Raw genomic sequence first — 19,481 nt, forward strand, 5'->3', positions numbered from 1 at the left:
CCCGTTCGCCACTCGTCAGCATCCGAAGACCTGTTACCGTTCGACTTGCATGTGTAAGGCATGCCGCCAGCGTTCAATCTGAGCCAGGATCAAACTCTACAGTTCGATCTTGATAAATTTAAAGTCTCTCGACTTCACTCATAAAAACGGAATTGAAGTGAACTTCACTTCTATCTCCATGAGCGTTTGATTAGTTCTAAAAGAACTTGGCAATTCGCCTTCAAACGCCCACGCTTATCGGCTGTATCTTTTTAAAGAAACATCCCAAAAATCTCTTCTTGGAACTTAACCCCGCTGCGATCAGCGAAGCCTTGTATTGTAGCACCGTTTTCGCAGTGCTTGCAAAAGAATTTTTAGAACTTCTTTTGCTTCACCGTAACGTCGTCGTTAGCAGCGAAGACCGCAATTCTAACCTGACTTTTGACGCCCGTCAGGGAATTCCCTAGAAATTCCTGCACCCGCCTTCCGGCGGGTGCTTTGAAGGCGTAATCAGGCAGCCAGAACAGCCTGTTCCAAGGCATCGACGAACAGCGCCGGGACATCACAACCCGTCTGCTGCTGGATCTCCTGGAAACACGTAGGGCTGGTGACGTTGATTTCCGTGACCTTGTCACCAATCACATCCAGACCTACCAGCAACAAACCACGCTGGGCCAAGATGGGACCCAGTTTTTCAGCGATGACTTTGTCACTGTCGCTCAAGGGTTGCGCCACACCTTTACCACCCGCTGCCAAGTTACCGCGCACTTCACTGCCTTGAGGGATGCGGGCCAGGCAATACGGCACGGGCTTGCCGCCGATGATGAGGATGCGCTTGTCACCCTGCGCAATCGCAGGCAGGAACTTTTGCACCATGACACTGGTGGTGCCTTGCTGGTTGAGTGTCTCGATGATGGAGCCCAGGTTCATGCCATCAGCGCCTACCCGAAAGATGCCCATCCCGCCCATGCCATCCAGAGGCTTCAGGATGATGTCCTGGTGCTGGGCGTGGAAGGCGCGAATGTCTTGGGGGTTGCGAGTGATGAGCGTAGGGCCCAGCACCTCGGGAAATTCCATGACCGCCATTTTCTCAGGGTGGTCACGCAGCGCAGCGGGCTTATTGAAGACCTTGGCACCTTCTCGCTCAGCCTGTCCGAGCATATGGGTGGTGTAGAAGAACTCGCTGTCAAAGGGAGGATCTTTGCGCATCAGCACGCCGTCAAAGCTGGCCAAGGGCTGCTGCTCTACAGACACTTCTTCGTACCAGTCTTGAAGGCTGCCCGTCAACCGTAGCTGGCGCACCTGCGCCATGACCTTGCCACCAACTTGCCAGCTGATGTCTTTAGGCTCTGTTGCAAAAACGGTGTGGCCCCGCTTTTGCGCCTCGCGCATCATGGCAAAGGTGCTGTCCTTTTTGGTGTTGAAGGTATCCAGCGGATCGGCAACGAAAAGAAATTGCATGGTTTGCAGGGGATCAACCCGTTCAGTGAAAAACAGAAAACGCAGCGTTACTTTGTACGCCAAGGGTTGTACTGTTGCACAAACAAGGCCAAACCACCTGCAACCACACCCCAGAATGCAGAGCCAACCCCGGCAATCACGATGCCGCTGAGCGTGACCAAAAAGGTGATGAGTGCGGGCTCGCGGCTGCTTTCTTGCTGCAACGCAACGACCAGGCCGCCACCGATGCTGCCCAGCAAAGCCAACCCCGCAATCGCCATGACCAGCTCTTTGGGGAAAGCGGCCAGCAAACCCGCCACGACGGCACCAAAGATGCCGATCACTACATAGAACAGCCCACACCACACTGCGGCGGTATAGCGCTTGGCTTTGTCGTTATGCGCCTCTGGCCCCATGCACATGGCGGCGGTAATGGCCGCCAAGTTGATGCCAAAGGCGCCAAAAGGCGCGAGCAGCAAGGTGGCGATTCCCGTCATGCCCACCAATTTAGAGATGGGCAGGTCATAGCCTGCAGAGCGAATGACCGCGACACCCGGCAAGTTCTGCGATGCCATGGTCACCACAAACAAAGGCAATGCCAAGCTGACGCAGGCCTGCCAAGAAAATACGGGTGCCGTCCACACAGGCATGGCCAATGACCACTGCACTTGCTCCCACTGCATCAGCCCAAGGCTTGCGGCATAAGCAACACCTGCCAGCAACGTAGTCATGACGGCGTAGCGTGGCAGCACGCGGCGCGAGAGCAAATACACCACCAGCATGAGCAGCACCAAAGGCAACGCGGTTTGCGCAGATTCAAACACCTGCAAACCAAACCGGGCCAGCACACCGGCCAGCAAGGCGGCGGCAATGGATGCTGGAATGCGATCCATGAGCTTTTCAAACCAGCCGCTCAGACCAAACAGCGCAATCAGGGCCGCACTGACCATGAAGGCACCGACGGCCTCGGCCATCGAGAAGCCGCCCGTCACGCCTGCTGCCGCCAAAACGGCAGCCCCAGGTGTAGACCAAGCCACCATGACTGGTTTGCGCAAAATGAGTGACGGCACCGCACAGCACAAGCCGATACCCCAACCCAGCGCCCACATCCATGAACTGATTTGTGCAGGAGTAGCCCCAAAGGCCTGCGCCGCCTGAAAGATCAGAGCCACCGAACTGGTAACCCCCACCAGCACCGCCACAAAGCCAGCGCTCAGCGCGGACAGGCTGAAGTCTTTAAAAAATTGCATAGCTGCACATTGTGCGCAGACCGGCGGCTGTGCGCCATACCTGCAGGCACGCTACAGCGCACAGGTCATAAAAAAAGCGCGGGGCTTGCACCACGCGCTTTAGAAAATAAGAGCTACCAACGCTTGCTACATATAGATTTCAAATAGTTTTATATTTAAGACCTAAGCCACATGCGCGTTAATAGCTATTGTTTTACAGAACCCCGCAATCACACCCCAGCGTCAGTCGTACACCTCGGCATCCGGGTTGGTCGCTTCCAGCTCATAGCTGGCAGACAGCATGGCCAGACGCGCAATCACGCCATACATGTAAAAACGGTTGGGAGCGCTGGCTCCGGGGTGCATGCCGGGCTGGGGCATGTGGGTGCTGTGCGCAAACGCCAAAGGCACATAGCTGGAGCCGGGCGCGTTCAGGTTCTCATCGACACCACGCTCAGGGTGCATGCGATAAAAGCCACCCACCACATAGCGATCCAGCGTGTAGACCACGGGCTCGGCCACGGCATCGTGCATGCGCTCAGAGGTTTGAACGCCCTCCTGGATGATGACGTCCTGCACCATCTGGCCGTCTTTGATGATGCCCATCTTGTTGCGCGCCTTCTTGGTCAGCTCATCGAGCTCCTTGGCGTCGCGCACTGTCATCACGCCCATACCGTAGGTGCCGTTGTCCGCTTTGACGATGGCAAACGGCTTTTCCTTGATACCGTATTCCTTGTACTTGCGGCGCACCTTCGTCAGCAGCGCATCCACTTGCGCGGCCAGATTGTCCATGCCGGTGTTCGCACCTTCGGTGAAGTCCAGGCCTTCGGCTTTGGCGAACAGGGGGTTGATCAACCAATGGTCAATACCCAGCAGCTTGCCAAAACGCTTGGCCACCTCTTCGTAGCTCTGGAAATGACGGCTCTTGCGGCGCACACTCCAGCCTGCATGCAACGGGGGCAGCAGGTACTGCTCGTACAGCTCCTCCAGAATGCCCGGCGCACCGGCCGACAGGTCGTTGTTGAGCAAAATGGTACAAGGGTCAAAATGCTTGAGCCCAATGCGGCGCTTGGTGCGAATCACCGGCTCCAGCAGCACGGTTTCACCATTGGGCAGCTTGAGCTCTGTGGGCTTTTTGATGTCCGGACTGATCGAACCCAAGCGCGCATTCAGTCCAGCCATCTTGAAGATGCGCTGCAGCTGTGCCAAGTTGCTCAGGTACGAAGGGTTGCGGTTGTAGTTCTCCGGAATGATCAGGAGGTTGCGCGCCTCGGGGCAGATCTTTTCGATCGCCGCCATGGTGGCCTGCACTGCCAAAGGCAGCATCTGGTCGGTCAGATTGTTCCAGTTGCCTGGGAACAGGTTGGTGTCCACAGGTGCCAGCTTGAACCCCGAGTTACGGATATCCACCGAGCTGTAGAAGGGCGGCGTGTGCTCCATCCACTCCAAACGAAACCAGCGCTCAATCGCGGGCATGGAATCGATGATGCGCTGTTCTAGCTCGTTAATCGGGCCGGTCAAAGCAGTAATGAGATGTGGAACCATTTATGTCCTCAAACGACGGTGGTTGTGTAATTGTAGGGAGTCACAACAAAATTAAGTACTAACCCTTATTCCCCGAATCATACGCATGTGCTCACTCACCTTCTCCAGAATGCTGGAGTTAGCAGTGCCAGAAAGCTCAAAATCTCCAGCCTTCCTAACAACATACCTAAGGTGCAAACCCAAATTTGCAAGTCTGTCAGCGCCGCATAAGAGGATGTTGGCCCCACAGCCCCCAGCCCCGGCCCCACACAGTTCACGCTCGCCACAACAGCTGAAAATGCGGTGAGAGGATCCAGATCCGTCAGCATGAGCACCATGCTGAGCAGCACAATCGTGCCGCCATAGACGAGCATAAAGGCCATAACCGCAAAAATCATGCGGTTATCCACAACGCGCCCGCCCATTACAACGGGTTGTACTGCGCGCGGGTGCACAAGTCTTGTCAGCTCACGCCGCGCCTGACTGAACAAAATCAGCATGCGCATCATCTTGATGCCGCCGCCCGTCGAGCCTGCGCTGGTCGCCATGCCCGACAAGATCAGCATGAACACCGGCGCAAACACCGGCCAGGTCAAATAATCTGCTGTCACAAAGCCGGTGGTCGTCGCCACTGACACGGTGTTGAACATCCCGTAGCGCAATGCATCCAGCGGGCTATAAATCCCTTTGACCCACAGCAGCAGCGCAACAAACAGTCCACCTGCCAGCAGTACCCCAACGGTGGCTCGCATTTCAGGGTCATGCCAGAACCCCCGCCAGTTGCCTTTGCGCATGGCCACAAAATACAGCGCAAAGTTGCAGCTGGCCGCCACCATGAAGACAAAGGTAATGACTTCCAGCAGCGGTGATTTGAAATACGCCAAGCTGGCATCATGCGGCGACAAGCCACCCAGGCTCACCGTGGTGAACATATGCATCACAGCGTCCAGCGGTGTCATGCCTCCCAACCAAAATGCCACAAAGCAGCTGACTGAGAACACGGCATACACACCCCACAGCCCCTTGGCTGTGCCGGTGATACGTGGTGTGAGTTTGGTGTCTTTGACCGGCCCTGCAGCCTCTGCACGAAACAGCTGACTGCCCCCCACTCCCAGCAGCGGCAAGATAGCCACCGCCAAGATCAAAATACCCATGCCACCAATCCATTGAAGAAAAGTGCGCCAGATATTGAGCGAAACCGGCAGCGCATCCAGATTGGACAGCACCGATGAGCCCGCTGTAGTCAGCCCCGATACCGCTTCGAAATAAGCGTAGGTAAAAGACAGATCCAGTCCAAGCTGATTGTAAATCAGCATCATGGGCAAAGCGGCGCTCAAAGGCAGGCACACCCAGACCAAAGTTACCAAGATCACGCCATGCCGCGGCTGCAGCTCTTGCTTGTGGTGGCGCATGCAAAACCACATCAATAGCCCCAGCACCGCCGTGACTGTCATGGCACTGGGCCACGCTTGCCACATGCCATCTTCTAAAAACCACGAAGCCGCCATCGGCACATTCATGCTGAGGGCAAAAAACACCAGTAGCACGCCCAAGACGCGCAGAACTGGAAAGAGGTCTCGCATGGCGGGCTCCAGCGCTTAAAAGAAAGTGGCGCTCACGCGAAACAGGCGCTCCACCTCCTGCACCAACCGCTTGTTGGGCAGGAAGAACACCACATGGTCATTGCTTTCAATCACCGAATGGCTGCGCGGAATGATGACTTCGGGCTCCACCCCATCGGCCTGTGCACGAATGTCCTCTGTATCCGGAAGACCGCGAATGATCAGCCCAATGTGCACCTCCGGCGGCAACTTCAAATCGCCCACCTTGCGTCCCACCACCTTGGAGTTTTTGCGATCTCCACGCGCCACAATTTCCAGCGCTTCGGCCACACCCCGTCGCAGGCTGTGCACGGCCTGCACATCACCCTTGCGCACGTGGGCTAAAAACTCACCCAGCATGGCCTGCGCAGGTGACAGCGCAATATCAATCTGCGTGCCGTGCATCAAATCGGCATAGCTGCGCCGGTTAATCAGTGCCAGCACGCGGCTGGCCCCCATGCGCTTGGCCAGCAGGCTGGCCATGATGTTGTTTTCGTCGTCTTCCGTCAGGGCCAGAAACAGATCGGTCTCTTCAACGTTTTCTTCAAAGAACAAATCCTCATCCGTGTGGCTGCCCTGCAGTACCAGCACCTCGCTGGGCAACGCCGCCGCCAGTTGCTCGCAGCGCCGAGGGTCATCTTCAATGATCTTGATGATGAACTGGTCAGACTCGGCCGCCAGCTCCTGCGCCAATTGCAGGCTGACTTGTCCGCCACCCGCTATCAAAATGCGGCGGACAGCCCGCGCAGGCTGGTCGCTGGGGCGGTGAAAAGCATTCAGTACTTCTTGCAAATGCTCGCGGGCCGCCAACACAAAGACTTCATCGCCAGGCTCGATGCGCGTAGCACCATCGCAGCGTACAAAACGGTCAGGTTCATCGGCAAAACGGCGGTAGATGGCCACAACGCGCAGCCCCAGATCTGGGTTGTGCATGCGCAAATCTCCAATGCGCATGCCTACTGCAGGAGCCCGTGCACGGGCACGCACCGAAGACAGGCACGCTCGCCCACCGGCAAACTCACGCACCTGCAGGGAGTCGGGGTACTCAATCAGTTTGCGGATGTAGCGGGTCAGAGAAGCCTCGGGGCAAATGATGGCGTCTACGGCAAATCCATCGGTCCCCATCAAGGGCTGGTTCACATCAAAGCCGGATGAACGCACGCGTGCCACTCGCGTCGGAATACCAAAGACCATGTGTGCAATCTTGCAGCACACAAGGTTGGTTTCATCCTGGGCCGCGCAGGCAATCAGCAAGTCGGTATCTGCCGCACCGGCCTCCGCCAGCACCTGCTGATCAATGCCGTTGCCCACCACGCCGCGCAGGTCAAAACGGTCTTGCAGCTCGGCCAGCCTCCCTGCATCCGTATCAATCACTGTGATGTCATTGCGCTCGGAGACCAGACTCTCTGCCACGCTGTAACCCACACGCCCCGCCCCCAAGATGATGATCTTCATGCCATTTTTCCGTCTTGCGCCGATGGCCAAAGAAAAAGGCAGCCGAAGCAGCCTTTTGGTTTGGAGCCTTTAACTGCGAACGTCGCCTTCGCCCAGTACCACGTATTTAAGGGATGTCAGCCCCTCAATGCCCACCGGACCGCGCGCATGGAATTTGTCAGTGCTGATGCCGATCTCTGCACCCAGACCGTACTCAAAACCATCGGCAAAGCGTGTGCTGGCGTTGACCATGACGCTGGCCGAATCCACCTCGCGCAAAAATCGCTGGGCATGCACATGGTCGCGAGTCAGGATGGCCTCGGTGTGACCGCTGGAGTACCGGTTGATGTGGGCAATGGCGGCATCCACACCATCCACCACCTTCACGCTGATGATGGGGGCCAGGTATTCCTCACTCCAGTCCGCTTCGGTCGCGGCCACCAGCTTAAGGCCCTGCACAGCCTGCAAGATTGCCAGCGACTCGGGGCAGCCTCGCATCTCAACCCCTTTGGCAGCAAAGATGGCGCCAATTCTGGGCAGGAAAGTCTGCGCCACCGCACGGGCCACCAGCAAGCTTTCAGTGGCATTGCAGGGGCTGTACTTGTTAGTTTTGGCGTTGTCGGTCACCTTCACCGCCAGATCGATGTCGCAAGGGTCGTCCACATAGGTGTGGCAATTGCCATCCAGATGCTTGATGACCGGCACCTTGGCTTCGCGGCTGATGCGTTCAATCAGGCTCTTGCCACCCCGGGGAATGATCACATCTACATAGGCGGGCATGGCAATCAGTTGGCCGACCGCTTCGCGATCGGTGGTGGCGACCAGTTGCACGCCGTGCGCGGGCAAACCGGCCTCCTGCATGGCCTGCGCCACCAGTTTGGCCAGGGCCTTGTTCGACTCAATCGCCTCGGAGCCACCGCGCAATATGCAGGCGTTGCCGCTCTTGATACTCAGGCTGGCCGCTTCAATGGTCACATTGGGGCGGCTTTCAAAAATCATGCCGAACACACCGATAGGTACACGCATCTGGCCCACGCGGATACCGCTGGGCTGCTGCTTCATGCCCGTGATTTCGCCAATCACATCGGGCATCAGCGCCAGCTGCTCGCAGCCCTGGGCGCAGGTTTCCAGCACCTTGGGTGTCAGCCGCAAGCGATCCACCATGGGTGCAGCCAAACCGTTGGCCATGGCGCGTTCCAGGTCTTTGGCGTTATCGATCTGCAAAGCTTCTACGCTCTCGCGCAGCAAGCGGGCCAAGGCCAGCAGGGCTTTGCTTTTGGTAGCAGCATTGGCGCGCGCCATTTGGGCTGCAGCCACTTTTGCTTGCAAACCCAAGGTTTGCATGTATTCGGCAATGTTCAGCGCATTCATGCCACCATTCTCGCTGAGAAGTGCGTGGTGTTGCTGGAACAAGGCTGCGCCACTGGTTCTACACTGCAGCTACACCACCATTGCGCAGGAAACACCCATGACCGCCGAGACCAACGCCCTCGTTCAGCTGCAAGCATTGCAAGATGCCTTGCTGCGCTTTGAAGATGGCAGCATCAGTGCCTCTGCCCTCAACGAGCAAGCGCGCGCCTCACAGGCACTGCTTGCGGCGCTGCCCGAGCGCTATGCCCCCGTGCTGCTGCAACTGCTGGACCGGCTGGAGTCCAGCGCCTTGTTTACCGAAGAAAGCTGCTCTTTCAGTCAAGCTGATTTACACGAGCATTTGCGCGGCTGGCTGGACAAAGCACGGGCGCAACTGGGCATGTAAACCATCGCTGCCAGCGCTTGCTACGTATGCGCCTGCAGTCGATTTGATCAAAACTTGATCAAAAAAAGGCAGCCTCAGCTGCCTTGAATGTACGAAGGGTTCGATCAATCCTTGGGGTCAACCGCAGCGATGATGCCGCCGCCCAGGCACACCTCGCCGTCATACAGCACGGCCGACTGGCCAGGCGTGACGGCCCACTGTGCTTCGGGGAAATCCAGACGAAAGTGGCTGCTGGTTGCCGCGCTCGTGATGACAGCGGGTGAGTCCGGCTGGCGGTAACGGGTTTTAGAGCCGTAAGTGCCCGCAGCCGGCGGATGCCCGGCCACCCAGCTGGCGCTGTCTGCGTCCAGCCGGTGCGACAGCAGCATAGGGTGGTCGTGCCCTTGCACCACGCGCAGTACGTTCTTTTCCATCTCTTTGGCCGCCACAAACCACGGTGCGTGGTCACCCTCGCCGCGGGCAGCCCCCTTTTCCTTGACACCGCCAATGCCCAGACCCGAACGCTGACCCAAGGTGTAAAAGCTCAGCCCCACGTGTTTTCCCAGGCGGCGGTTACGGTCATCCAGCATCCAGCCCGGCTCTTTGCTGATGTAACGATTCAAGAACTCACGGAAAGGGCGCTCGCCAATGAAGCAGATGCCGGTGGAGTCTTTCTTCTTGGCATTGGGCAGGCCGATTTCTTCGGCAATCCGGCGCACTTCGGTCTTGCACAGCTCGCCCACGGGGAACATGGCCTTGGACAACTGCGCCTGACTGAGGCGATGCAAAAAGTAGCTCTGGTCCTTGCTGTTGTCCACGCCCTTGAGCAGCTCGAACAGGCCGGTGTCCGCATTCTGGCGCACACGGGCGTAATGACCGGTGGCTATTTTGTCGGCACCCAAGCGCATGGCATGGTCCAAAAATGCCTTGAACTTGATCTCGGCATTGCACAGCACATCAGGGTTAGGGGTGCGCCCTGCTTGGTATTCGCGCAAAAACTCGGCAAATACGCGGTCTTTGTAGTCAGCAGCGAAGTTGACGTGCTCAATCTCAATGCCCAGCACATCGGCCACGCTGGCCGCATCCAAGAAGTCTTGCCGGCTGGAGCAAAACTCGCTGTCATCGTCATCTTCCCAGTTCTTCATGAAGATGCCGACCACGTCGCACCCTTGCTGCTTGAGCAAATGGGCCGTCACTGCTGAATCTACGCCGCCGGACAGGCCAACGACTACACGGTGCTTAGTCATAGCTTGAAATTATCTCTGGGCACCCGCTTGTGCGTGCGGGTGCGGGTTTAGAGCAGCTCTCAGGGGTGCTCGGGTTCGTCATGGCTCAGCGCATGCACGATCTGGCGGTTGCTGTAGTCCGATGAGCGCTGGTACAGCGACAGGCCAAACAGCGGCAGCACCCCGATCAGGTGGTCAAAGATCTCGCCCTGAATGCCTTCGTACTCCACCCACACCGTGGTGCTGGTGTAACAAAACAGCTGCAAGGGAATGCCTGTGGGCGATGGCTCCAGCGTGCGCGCCAGCAAAAACATGCCCGGACCCTTGGCAATGCGCGGATGCGCCAGCAAATACGCATAGGCATAGGCTTTGAAGGCAGCCAGATTGGTCACCATCTCTGGTGCAATCGCCTGCAAAGGCATGGCGTGCTCTGCCGATTCCGGCTGAGCCAGCAGCCCATCGCGTTCATTCCAGTAGCTTTTGAGCAAGTCAATGCCCGTCAACGCCCTGCGCTCTTCGGCGGTCAGCAAGTGCACGGTGGCGGCATCAATATGCAGCGCACGCAAAATGCGGCGGCCCCCGGCATCAAACATGCCGCGCCAGTTCTTAAAACTCTCGCTCATCAGCTTCCACGTGGGAATGGTGGTGATGGTCTTGTCCCAGTTCTGCACCTTGACGGTGTTCAGCGCAATGTCCACCACAAAGCCGTCTGCTCCCACCTGGGGCATTTCAATCCAGTCGCCCACGCGCATCATGTCGTTGGAAGACAGTTGCACCCCGGCCACAAATGACATGATGGTGTCCTTGAAGACCAGCATCAACACGGCCGACATGGCACCCAGTCCCGAGAGCAGCAGCAGCGGCGAGCGATTCAAAACACTGGCCACAATCAGCAGCCCACCCAGCCCATAGGCCAGCAGCTTGCCCAATTGCACATAACTTTTGATAGAGCGCGACTGCGTGGCCTTGGGGCCATCATGGCGGTCATGGGCCTCGTTGATCTCGCTGAGCAAGGCCGTGAAGGCGCGCACGATGTGATAGATGGTGAAAGCCGCAGCCGCATTGCCGATAGCTGTTGTTGCCGTAGCAGGCAATTGCTGCACCCAGCCGATACCCAGCTGCACCACCACCGAAGGCACAATCTTGGCAATGCGCACCAGCACATGGTCGTGCAGCAAAATTTGCGCCCAGCCCAGCGGCATGGTGTTGCGCCACATGCGCACAAAATGAAACAGCACGCCTTGCGCAATAAAACGCGAGACGATCGCCAGCAGGGCCAGCAGCATCAAACCGCTGGTCGCTTGGGCCCAAGGCTCCATATCGGCATACAGCGCAAAAATAGACGAAGACACACTCACCGAAGCTCACCTCTTCACCGCAACGCCTTGGCACTGCGGAGTTACAAAACATAAAAACAGGCACGAAAAACGGCCATGAAAAAACGGCCATTCGGCCGCAGAGGCGCAGAGGGCTGCGGGGGTGTCAGCCCATGACAGCGGTAAGCTGCGCCCAAGCGCCTAAAATCTACGCGAAGCAGTATTGTGACTGCAGCACCACCAACCAGTTCCATGCAAGACAAATACAACCACATTGAGGTCGAGCGCGCCGCACACGACCACTGGACCGCCACCGATGCCTATCGCGTCGTAGAAGACAGCAACAAGAAGAAGTTCTACGCCTGCTCCATGCTGCCCTACCCCAGCGGCAAGCTGCACATGGGCCACGTGCGCAACTACACCATCAATGACATGCTCACGCGCCAGCTGCGCATGAAGGGCTACAACGTCTTGATGCCCATGGGCTGGGATGCGTTTGGTCTGCCTGCAGAAAACGCAGCGCTCAAGAACAAGGTGCCTCCAGCCAAGTGGACGTACGACAACATCGCGTACATGAAGAACCAGATGCAGGCGATGGGTCTGGCCATCGACTGGAGCCGTGAAATCACCACCTGCGACCCCGAGTACTACAAGTGGAACCAGTGGCTGTTCCTGAAAATGCTGGAAAAAGGCATTGCCTACCGCAAGACCCAGGTGGTCAACTGGGACCCGGTGGACCAGACCGTACTGGCCAACGAACAGGTGATTGACGGGCGCGGCTGGCGCACTGGCGCGCCGGTTGAAAAGCGTGAGATTCCGGGCTACTACCTGGCCATCACCAACTACGCCCAGGAGCTGCTGGAGCACGTACAAGTGGGCAACGACAAGGCCACGCTGACTGGCTGGCCCGACAAGGTGCGCCTGATGCAGGAGAACTGGATTGGCAAAAGCGCCGGCGTGCGCTTTGCGTTCACCCACGACATCAAGGACGCTGCTGGCAAGCTGATTGACGACGGCAAGATGTACGTCTTCACCACGCGTGCCGACACCATCATGGGCGTCACGTTCTGCGCCGTGGCCGCTGAACACCCCTTGGCACAGCACGCTGCAGCCAGCGCCCCAAAGCTGGCCGCATTCATTGAAGAGTGCAAAAAGGGCGGAACGACTGAGGCAGAGCTGGCCGTCAAGGAAAAAGAGGGCATGCCCACGGGCCTGTTCGTGACTCACCCCATCACTGGCAAGCAGGTGCAAGTCTGGGTGGGCAACTATGTGCTGATGAGCTATGGCGACGGTGCCGTCATGGGCGTGCCTGCCCACGACGAACGCGACTTTGCCTTTGCCAAGAAGTACAGCCTGCCCATCGAGCAAGTGGTAACGGTAGAGGGCCAGACCTTCAACACCGATGCCTGGCAAGAGTGGTATGGCGACAAGCAAAAGTGTGTCTGTATCAACTCTGGTGCGCTCAACGGCCTCAACCAGGTGCAAGCTGTGGACAAGGTGGCCGAACTGCTGGCCGCCAAAAATCTGGGCGAAAAGAAGACCACCTGGCGTCTGCGCGACTGGGGGGTGAGCCGCCAGCGCTACTGGGGCACACCCATCCCGATCATCCATTGCGAAGATTGTGGCGCCCAGCCTGTGCCTGAAAAAGACCTGCCCGTGGTGCTGCCGCAAGACCTTGTGCCCGATGGCTCAGGCAACCCGCTGGTCAAGTCAGAGGCCTTCCATGCTGGCGTGGTCTGCCCCTGCTGCGGCAAGAGCGCCCGCCGCGAAACCGACACGATGGACACCTTCGTGGACAGCTCGTGGTACTTCATGCGCTATTGCGACGCACAGAACAGCGAGAAAATGGTGGCCGAGGGTGCCGACTACTGGATGCCCATGGACCAGTACATCGGCGGCATTGAACACGCCATCTTGCACCTGCTGTACGCCCGCTTCTGGACCAAGGTGATGCGCGATCTGGGTCTGGTGAAGGTCGATGAGCCCTTCACCCAGTTGCTGACGCAAGGCATGGTGCTCAACCACATCTACAGCCGCCGCACCGCAAAGGGCGCCAAGGAATACTTCTGGCCCAAGGACGTGGAACACGTGCTGGACGAAGGCGGCAAGATCACTGGTGCCAAGCTCAAGGTGGCAGTGGACAGCGCCGACGGCATGCTGCCCGTGGGCACAGCCATTGACTACGAGGGCGTGGGCACCATGTCCAAGTCAAAGAACAACGGTATCGATCCGCAAGAGCTGATTGAAAAGTACGGCGCTGACACCGCACGTCTGTACACCATGTTCACCGCGCCGCCCGAGCTGACGCTGGAGTGGAATGACGCCGGCGTAGAGGGCAGCTACCGCTTCCTGCGCCGTGTGTACAACTTTGGCCACAAGCTGCTGGGCGTGAACTACACCCCCGCCATCATGCTGGCGCTGGGCCTGGACAGCCTGGATGATGTGCAGTTTGACAAGGATGCCAAGGCCCTGCGACTGGAGATTCACACCGTGCTCAAGCAGGTGGACTATGACTACCAGCGCATGCAGTACAACACCGTAGTGTCGGGTGCGATGAAGATGATCAACGCGCTGGAAGGCTTCAAGGCGACGCACACCGCCGACGGCCAGATCGCCATGATCGAAAGCTTCGGCATCTTGCTGCGCGTACTCTACCCCGCTACCCCTCACCTGACCCACATGCTGTGGAAGGCGCTGGGCTACGCCAACAAGCAAGGCGACATTCTGGATGCATCCTGGCCCGAGGTAGACCCCAAGGCGCTGATGCAAGATGAGCTGGAGCTGGTGCTGCAGGTCAACGGCAAGCTGCGTGGCTCCATCCGCGTGCCTGCCTCGGCCGACAAGGCGCAGATCGAAGCCGTGGCTTTGGCCAACGAAGACGCGCTGAAGTTCACCAACGGCGCCGCACCCAAGAAGGTGATCGTGGTGCCTGGCCGCCTGGTCAACATCGTCGTCTAACGCAACCCCAAGGATGCACGCCATGCGCAAACGTACGCTGCTTTCTCTGATGGCCCTGGCCCCTGTGGTCAGCGCCTGCGGCTTTCGCCTGCGTGGCGCGCCGTCCTTCCCGTTCTCGACCCTGTTCGTGCGAGCGCCCGAGGGCTCTCCCTTTACGCGCGAAGTACTGCGCAACCTGGCCACCGCGGGCGGCAACCTCACAGTGATCTTGCCACCCGCCAAACCCGATACCGCAGAGGTCACCTTGTTTTTGCTGGGCGAGCGCCGTCAACGCGTAATTCTGGCCAAAACCGCCTCAGGCCAGGTGCGTGAAGTGGAGCTGCGCCTGTTTGCCCGCTTCAAGCTGGTTGACAGAGAAGGCCGCGTCTGGATTGAAGACACAGAAATGCAGCAAAAGCGCGAGATGAGCTACAGCGAATCTCTGGCCCTGGCCAAGGACGAAGAAGAAGCCGCGCTCTACCGCAACATGTACTCCGACCTGGCACAACAGCTGCTGCGCCGTCTGGCAGCCGCTCACGCGCCTGCGACTGATTAACTTTCGCATGCAACTGGCTCTGAACCAACTGGCCGCACACCTGCAAAAAGGTTTGCGGCCTTTGTACACCCTGCACGGCGATGAGCCACTGCAAGCGCAGGAGGCGGCGGATGCGATCCGCGCCGCTGCACGTGCTGCTGGCCACTCCGAGCGCAGCGTGCATACCGTGCAAGGCGCGCATTTTGACTGGAGCAGCGTGCTCGCCGCTGGTGGCTCGCTCAGCCTGTTTGCCGACAAGCAGCTGGTCGAAATTCGCATTCCTTCCGGCAAACCCGGCAAAGACGGCAGCACCGCCATACAGCAGCTGGCCAGTTCGGCTGCACACGATGAAAACACGCTGACCATCATCACTCTGCCCCGCATGGATGCGGCCACCAAAAAAGGCGCATGGTTTGGCGCACTGGATGCCAATGGCGTCACCATCCAGATCGATGCCATTGAACGCGCCGCCCTGCCAGGATGGATAGCACAGCGCCTGGCACAGCAAAACCAGCGTGTGGCGTCGGGTGAAGAAGGCCAGCGCACGCTGCAGTTCTTTGCCGACCGCGTCGAAGGCAACTTGCTGGCGGCGCATCAGGAGATTCAAAAACTCGGCTTGCTGCAGCCCGCAGGCGAGTTGAGCTACGAAGTTGTGGAGCAAGCCGTGCTCAACGTCGCCCGCTACGACGTCTTCAAGCTGTCCGAAGCCGTGCTGTCGGGCAATCTGCCACGTGTGGTGCGCATGCTCGACGGGCTGCAAGCCGAAGGCACGGCCGAAGTGCTGGTGCACTGGACGCTGTCTGAAGACATTCGCAACCTCAAACGCGTGAAAGATGCACTGGCCAGTGGGCAGCCCCTGCCCATGGTGCTGCGCAGCTTGCGCATCTGGGGGCCCAAAGAAAAACTGTTTGAGCGCATCGTGCCCCGCCTGACGCCCAATGCCGCCGTACGTCTGCTGCATTCCGCGCATGTGGTCGATGGCATCGTCAAAGGTTTACCGGCTGACGGCTGGCCCCGAGACGGCTGGCAAGCACTGCGCAAACTGGCCACCGACGTCGTCACAGCCTTGCAAGCCACGCCTTCACGCAGATAAAAAGAGAGCATTCATCGCTTAAACAATAAGCTTTTCAAATACTTTTTATATCGAAAACAAGGCTGGGCAAGCGCTAACAGCTCTTCTTTTAAAAAGCTTTCACAAAAAAAAAGCAGCCTCAAGGCTGCTTTTTTACGTACCTGCAAGGGCGACCCACCCCTCAGGCAGTCAGTCGTTGCAGCGCTTCGCGGTACTTGGCGGCGGTCTTATCGATCACTTCCTGCGGCAGGCGGGGCGAAGGCGCTGTCTTGTCCCACAGCTTGCCATTGACCTTGGCCTGCTCAAGCCAGTCGCGCACAAACTGCTTGTCGTAGCTGGGCGGGTTCACACCTGCCTTGAGCGCATCTTCGTAGCCTTCCACGGGCCAATAGCGCGAGCTGTCGGGTGTCAGCACCTCGTCCATCAGCACCAGCTCGCCGTCATCGGTCAGACCAAACTCAAACTTGGTATCCGCAATGATCATGCCCTTGGTCAGCGCAATCTCTGCCGCTTCTTTGTAAATACGGATTGCGGTGTCGCGAATTTTGGCGGCCAGCTCCTCGCCCACCATTTCTACCGTGCGTTCGTAGGTGATGTTTTCGTCGTGATCGCCCATCTCTGCCTTGGCAGCAGGGGTATAGATGGGTTCAGGCAACTTGGCCGAGTTCACCAGGCCCGCTGGCAGCTTCACGCCACATACGGCCTGGTTTTCCTGGTATTCCTTCCAGCCGCTGCCGGCCAGATAGCCGCGCACCACCGCTTCAATCATGATGGGCTTGAGGCGCTTGACCAGCATGGAGCGGCCCTGCACCTGCTTGACTTCCTCAGGCGTCACTACGGACTCGGGCGCTTCACCGGTCAGGTGGTTCGGGCAGATGTGCCCCAGCTTGTCAAACCAGAACAGCGCCATCTGCGTCAGCAGCACCCCCTTGCCCGGAATGGGCTCGCCCATGATCACATCGAAAGCCGACAGACGGTCAGACGCCACCATCAAAATTCGATCATCGCCCACGGCGTAGTTGTCACGTACCTTGCCGCGAGCCAGCAGCGGCAGCGAGGTGATGTTGGAAGTGTGCAAAGCAGAAGTCGTGGACTGTGTCATGAGAGGGCAGACAAAAGGAGGTCGGAACGTGGCAGGGCCATCAGCGACAGGCTAACAGGCGGTGCTCCGATGCAGGATTTTAGAGCCGGACTGGCGCGCACAAAGCTGACAATCGCGACTGCTTCGATGTCAATGCCGATCATGAATGGCAGCAAACGCACAGTGCAGCCCTCAGCAAAAACAGCTTATTTTGCGCTGAATTTGCGCTTCCGTCTGCAAGGCGTCCATTCCCCAGCAAAGCGTGCCGAAATGCCGTTGCACAGGCCCGGCAAGAGGCGCATAGTGGTGTCAAGCGACGAATGCGCATTCAACCGCCCCTTTCCGCACAGCACACTGGTGTGCGGTCACAGCTTTGCGAACCTGAAAGCACAGGAGGTTGATTCATGAACCTAACCATCAGCGGCCACCATCTCGAAGTAAGCCCTGCACTGCGCGCCTACGTTGCCTCCAAACTGGAGCGCGTATTGCGCCACTTTGACCAGGTCATCCACATCAAGGTACTGCTGTCCAAGCACAACGAATCGCAGAAAGAGCGTCGCCAGCGTGCCGAATGCAGCATTCTCATCAAAGGCAATGCGCTGCATGCCGGCAGCAAGCACCTGAACCTTTACGCCGCCATTGACGAACTGGTAGACAAGCTTGACCGCCAGGTAATGGGACATAAAACCCGAGTCCAAGGCTGGCGCAGCGCCCCGGTTAAGCGGGAATTGAGTACCATCGAGCTCCATTGAGGTGCAAAGCCTTTTGCTTGTGCGAAGATTTAGGTAAAGTCCTCAATGACAGGCCGCCGGTTGGCGGCCTTTTTGCTCCCACGCACCTGCCAGACATTTTCGGCTCGGGCGATGCATAATAGTTTTCAAATGAACCGTCTTGCCTCCATTTTGTCGCCCGCTCAAGTGCTTGTGAGCGTTGATGCCACCAGCAAAAAACGCGCTTTCGAAGAAGCTGGGCTCTTGTTTGAAGGGCTGCATGGTCTCTCGCGTGCATTGATCACTGACAGCCTGTTCGCCCGCGAGCGCCTGGGCTCCACGGGTTTGGGACATGGTGTAGCCATTCCCCATGGTCGCATCAAGGGTTTAAAGGCCCCGATGGCCGCCGTATTTCAACTGGCGCGCCCGATTGGCTTTGATGCACCTGACGAGCAATCGGTGCAGTTGCTTATCTTTCTGCTGGTGCCTGAAGCTGCCACCCAGCAACACCTGGAAATCCTTTCCGAAATTGCCGAGCTGCTGAGCGACAGCAATCTGCGTGAATCGCTCAAAAACGCCACCTACGCTGAAGCCCTCTACCAGTTGATCGCCGACTGGAAATCCACCGCAGCCTCCTAACCACCCGCCTTGCCGGTGCATCAGGCTGGCAAGGCCTTTAAGCCTCGCCCATGCGCCACAAAGCCATCAACGCCAACCGGCTTTTCGAAGCTTTCCGTGAAACCTTGCGCTGGGAATGGCTGGCAGGCCTGGGCGCTTCAGAGCGCCGTTTCGATGAAATAGCGGTGCGCTCTGCGCGCTCTGGCGCTGACCTCGTTGGCTACCTCAACTACATCCACCCCTATCGCCTGCAAGTGCTGGGCGAACGCGAGGTGGCATACCTGCTCAACGCCACCCCCGAAGACTGTGCGCGCCGCATTGGCCGCATCGTCAATCTGGAGCCTCCCGTTTTAGTGCTGGCAGATGGCCAGCAAGCGCCTCCAGCGCTGCTCACCATGTGCGAGCAGGCACAGATTCCCATGTTCTCCACGGCAGAAGCATCTGCGTTTGTGATTGATGTACTGCGTGCATATCTGTCCAAGCACTTTGCCGACCGCACCACCATGCACGGGGTGTTCATGGACATCTTGGGCATGGGAGTCATGATCACCGGCGAATCAGGCTTGGGTAAAAGTGAACTGGGGCTTGAGCTGATCACGCGTGGCAACGGACTGGTGGCCGACGATGCGGTGGACCTGTACCGGATCAACCAGACCACCATTGAAGGCAAGTGCCCTGAGTTGCTGCAAAACTTGCTGGAGGTGCGCGGCATCGGCTTGCTCGACATCCGCGCCATCTTTGGGGAAACGGCCGTGCGTCGCAAAATGCGGCTCAAGCTCATCGTTCATCTGGTGCGCAAAGAAACCATGGAGCGGGAATATGAACGTCTGCCGCAAGAGCCACTGACCCAGGATGTGCTGGGCATTTTGGTGCGCAAGGTGGTCATTCCTGTGACTGCAGGCCGCAACATTGCCGTACTGGTCGAGGCCGCTGTGCGCAACAGCATCTTGCAGCTGCGTGGCATCGACACTTATCAGGAGTTTGTGGAGCGCCACCGCAAAGCCATGGAACGCGACATGGGCAAAGGCGCAGGCCATTGAGCCC

16 protein-coding genes and 1 rRNA gene are annotated in these 19,481 nt (G+C 58.3%); 7 read left to right on the forward strand and 10 right to left on the reverse strand.

The window, feature by feature from the left end; all coding sequences use genetic code 11:
- The 7 genes from IB213_RS13640 to IB213_RS13670 all read right to left on the reverse strand — a co-directional run.
- Positions 1-105 (reverse strand): 16S ribosomal RNA (locus tag IB213_RS13640); the annotation flags it as partial.
- Between the two features lie 384 nt (positions 106-489).
- Complete coding sequence (gene gshB, locus IB213_RS13645) at positions 490-1,440, reverse strand: glutathione synthase (protein ID WP_192407212.1); 951 nt, start codon at positions 1,438-1,440, stop codon at positions 490-492.
- Positions 1,441-1,487: 47 nt separating this feature from the next.
- Entirely contained in the window at positions 1,488-2,669 is a 1,182-nt protein-coding gene (locus tag IB213_RS13650) for a benzoate/H(+) symporter BenE family transporter (protein ID WP_192407220.1), read from the reverse strand.
- Positions 2,670-2,891: 222 nt separating this feature from the next.
- The gene (gene gshA, locus IB213_RS13655; RefSeq protein WP_191721807.1) at positions 2,892-4,193 is read right to left on the reverse strand and encodes a glutamate--cysteine ligase; all 1,302 of its coding nucleotides are present in this window, start codon (positions 4,191-4,193) and stop codon (positions 2,892-2,894) included.
- A gap of 95 nt (positions 4,194-4,288) precedes the next feature.
- Positions 4,289-5,755, reverse strand: a complete 1,467-nt coding sequence (locus tag IB213_RS13660; protein WP_192407222.1) for a TrkH family potassium uptake protein — start codon at positions 5,753-5,755, stop codon at positions 4,289-4,291.
- A 15-nt stretch (positions 5,756-5,770) separates the two neighbouring features.
- Entirely contained in the window at positions 5,771-7,228 is a 1,458-nt protein-coding gene (gene trkA, locus IB213_RS13665) for a Trk system potassium transporter TrkA (RefSeq protein WP_191721809.1), read from the reverse strand.
- Between the two features lie 69 nt (positions 7,229-7,297).
- On the reverse strand, positions 7,298-8,578 hold the full coding sequence (locus tag IB213_RS13670; protein ID WP_192407224.1) for a glutamate-5-semialdehyde dehydrogenase: 1,281 nt from the start codon (positions 8,576-8,578) through the stop codon (positions 7,298-7,300).
- Between the two features lie 97 nt (positions 8,579-8,675).
- Here IB213_RS13670 and IB213_RS13675 point away from each other — a divergent pair, with 97 nt between their 5' ends.
- Positions 8,676-8,963, forward strand: coding sequence for a hypothetical protein (locus IB213_RS13675; protein ID WP_192407226.1), 288 nt, complete (start codon positions 8,676-8,678; stop codon positions 8,961-8,963).
- 104 nt (positions 8,964-9,067) lie between these two features.
- Here IB213_RS13675 and mnmA read toward each other — a convergent pair whose 3' ends face one another.
- Together mnmA and IB213_RS13685 are read right to left on the reverse strand one after the other, a co-directional pair.
- Positions 9,068-10,189, reverse strand: a complete 1,122-nt coding sequence (mnmA, locus tag IB213_RS13680) for a tRNA 2-thiouridine(34) synthase MnmA (protein WP_192407228.1) — start codon at positions 10,187-10,189, stop codon at positions 9,068-9,070.
- A 59-nt stretch (positions 10,190-10,248) separates the two neighbouring features.
- The gene (locus IB213_RS13685; protein ID WP_191722273.1) at positions 10,249-11,487 is read right to left on the reverse strand and encodes a mechanosensitive ion channel family protein; all 1,239 of its coding nucleotides are present in this window, start codon (positions 11,485-11,487) and stop codon (positions 10,249-10,251) included.
- 249 nt (positions 11,488-11,736) lie between these two features.
- Between IB213_RS13685 and leuS the strand changes: the two genes are divergently transcribed.
- The 3 genes from leuS to holA are packed head-to-tail and all read left to right on the forward strand — an operon-like array spanning position 11,737 to position 16,049.
- Positions 11,737-14,442 (forward strand): leucine--tRNA ligase, encoded by a 2,706-nt coding sequence (gene leuS / locus IB213_RS13690; RefSeq protein ID WP_192407229.1) that lies wholly within the window; start codon positions 11,737-11,739, stop codon positions 14,440-14,442.
- 22 nt (positions 14,443-14,464) lie between these two features.
- A complete protein-coding gene (gene lptE / locus IB213_RS13695; RefSeq protein WP_192407231.1) occupies positions 14,465-14,977 on the forward strand; it encodes an LPS assembly lipoprotein LptE in 513 nt (170 codons plus the stop codon).
- Positions 14,978-14,984: 7 nt separating this feature from the next.
- A complete protein-coding gene (holA, locus tag IB213_RS13700; protein WP_192407233.1) occupies positions 14,985-16,049 on the forward strand; it encodes a DNA polymerase III subunit delta in 1,065 nt (354 codons plus the stop codon).
- 160 nt (positions 16,050-16,209) lie between these two features.
- Here the strand turns inward: holA and IB213_RS13705 are convergent, their stop codons facing one another.
- Positions 16,210-17,130: a phosphoribosylaminoimidazolesuccinocarboxamide synthase gene (locus tag IB213_RS13705; protein WP_191721816.1), complete on the reverse strand. Its 921-nt coding sequence runs from the start codon at positions 17,128-17,130 to the stop codon at positions 16,210-16,212.
- A 383-nt stretch (positions 17,131-17,513) separates the two neighbouring features.
- On the opposite strand from IB213_RS13705, the gene hpf reads away from it, so the two are divergent.
- From hpf to hprK, 3 genes are all read left to right on the forward strand, one after another.
- A complete protein-coding gene (hpf, locus tag IB213_RS13710) occupies positions 17,514-17,861 on the forward strand; it encodes a ribosome hibernation-promoting factor, HPF/YfiA family (RefSeq protein ID WP_192407235.1) in 348 nt (115 codons plus the stop codon).
- Positions 17,862-17,990: 129 nt separating this feature from the next.
- Positions 17,991-18,458 (forward strand): PTS IIA-like nitrogen regulatory protein PtsN, encoded by a 468-nt coding sequence (ptsN, locus tag IB213_RS13715; protein ID WP_191721819.1) that lies wholly within the window; start codon positions 17,991-17,993, stop codon positions 18,456-18,458.
- A 50-nt stretch (positions 18,459-18,508) separates the two neighbouring features.
- Positions 18,509-19,477, forward strand: a complete 969-nt coding sequence (gene hprK / locus IB213_RS13720) for an HPr(Ser) kinase/phosphatase (protein ID WP_191721820.1) — start codon at positions 18,509-18,511, stop codon at positions 19,475-19,477.
- Positions 19,478-19,481: the final 4 nt, after the last annotated feature.

It is taken from the genome of Comamonas sp. CMM02 (genome assembly GCF_014851485.1).
In the GTDB taxonomy this organism is placed as follows: Bacteria; Pseudomonadota; Gammaproteobacteria; order Burkholderiales; family Burkholderiaceae_C; genus Comamonas; species Comamonas avium.

Bases quoted from the DNA above. Each gene is read 5' to 3' on its own strand.
- gshB (WP_192407212.1), bottom strand. From the start codon at position 1,440: ATGCAATTTCTTTTCGTTGCCGATCCGCTGGATACCTTCAACACCAAA.
- IB213_RS13650 (WP_192407220.1), bottom strand. From the start codon at position 2,669: ATGCAATTTTTTAAAGACTTCAGCCTGTCCGCGCTGAGCGCTGGCTTT.
- gshA (WP_191721807.1), bottom strand. From the start codon at position 4,193: ATGGTTCCACATCTCATTACTGCTTTGACCGGCCCGATTAACGAGCTA.
- IB213_RS13660 (WP_192407222.1), bottom strand. From the start codon at position 5,755: ATGCGAGACCTCTTTCCAGTTCTGCGCGTCTTGGGCGTGCTACTGGTG.
- trkA (WP_191721809.1), bottom strand. From the start codon at position 7,228: ATGAAGATCATCATCTTGGGGGCGGGGCGTGTGGGTTACAGCGTGGCA.
- IB213_RS13670 (WP_192407224.1), bottom strand. From the start codon at position 8,578: ATGAATGCGCTGAACATTGCCGAATACATGCAAACCTTGGGTTTGCAA.
- IB213_RS13675 (WP_192407226.1), top strand. From the start codon at position 8,676: ATGACCGCCGAGACCAACGCCCTCGTTCAGCTGCAAGCATTGCAAGAT.
- mnmA (WP_192407228.1), bottom strand. From the start codon at position 10,189: ATGACTAAGCACCGTGTAGTCGTTGGCCTGTCCGGCGGCGTAGATTCA.
- IB213_RS13685 (WP_191722273.1), bottom strand. From the start codon at position 11,487: ATGGAGCCTTGGGCCCAAGCGACCAGCGGTTTGATGCTGCTGGCCCTG.
- leuS (WP_192407229.1), top strand. From the start codon at position 11,737: ATGCAAGACAAATACAACCACATTGAGGTCGAGCGCGCCGCACACGAC.
- lptE (WP_192407231.1), top strand. From the start codon at position 14,465: ATGCGCAAACGTACGCTGCTTTCTCTGATGGCCCTGGCCCCTGTGGTC.
- holA (WP_192407233.1), top strand. From the start codon at position 14,985: ATGCAACTGGCTCTGAACCAACTGGCCGCACACCTGCAAAAAGGTTTG.
- IB213_RS13705 (WP_191721816.1), bottom strand. From the start codon at position 17,130: ATGACACAGTCCACGACTTCTGCTTTGCACACTTCCAACATCACCTCG.
- hpf (WP_192407235.1), top strand. From the start codon at position 17,514: ATGAACCTAACCATCAGCGGCCACCATCTCGAAGTAAGCCCTGCACTG.
- ptsN (WP_191721819.1), top strand. From the start codon at position 17,991: ATGAACCGTCTTGCCTCCATTTTGTCGCCCGCTCAAGTGCTTGTGAGC.
- hprK (WP_191721820.1), top strand. From the start codon at position 18,509: ATGCGCCACAAAGCCATCAACGCCAACCGGCTTTTCGAAGCTTTCCGT.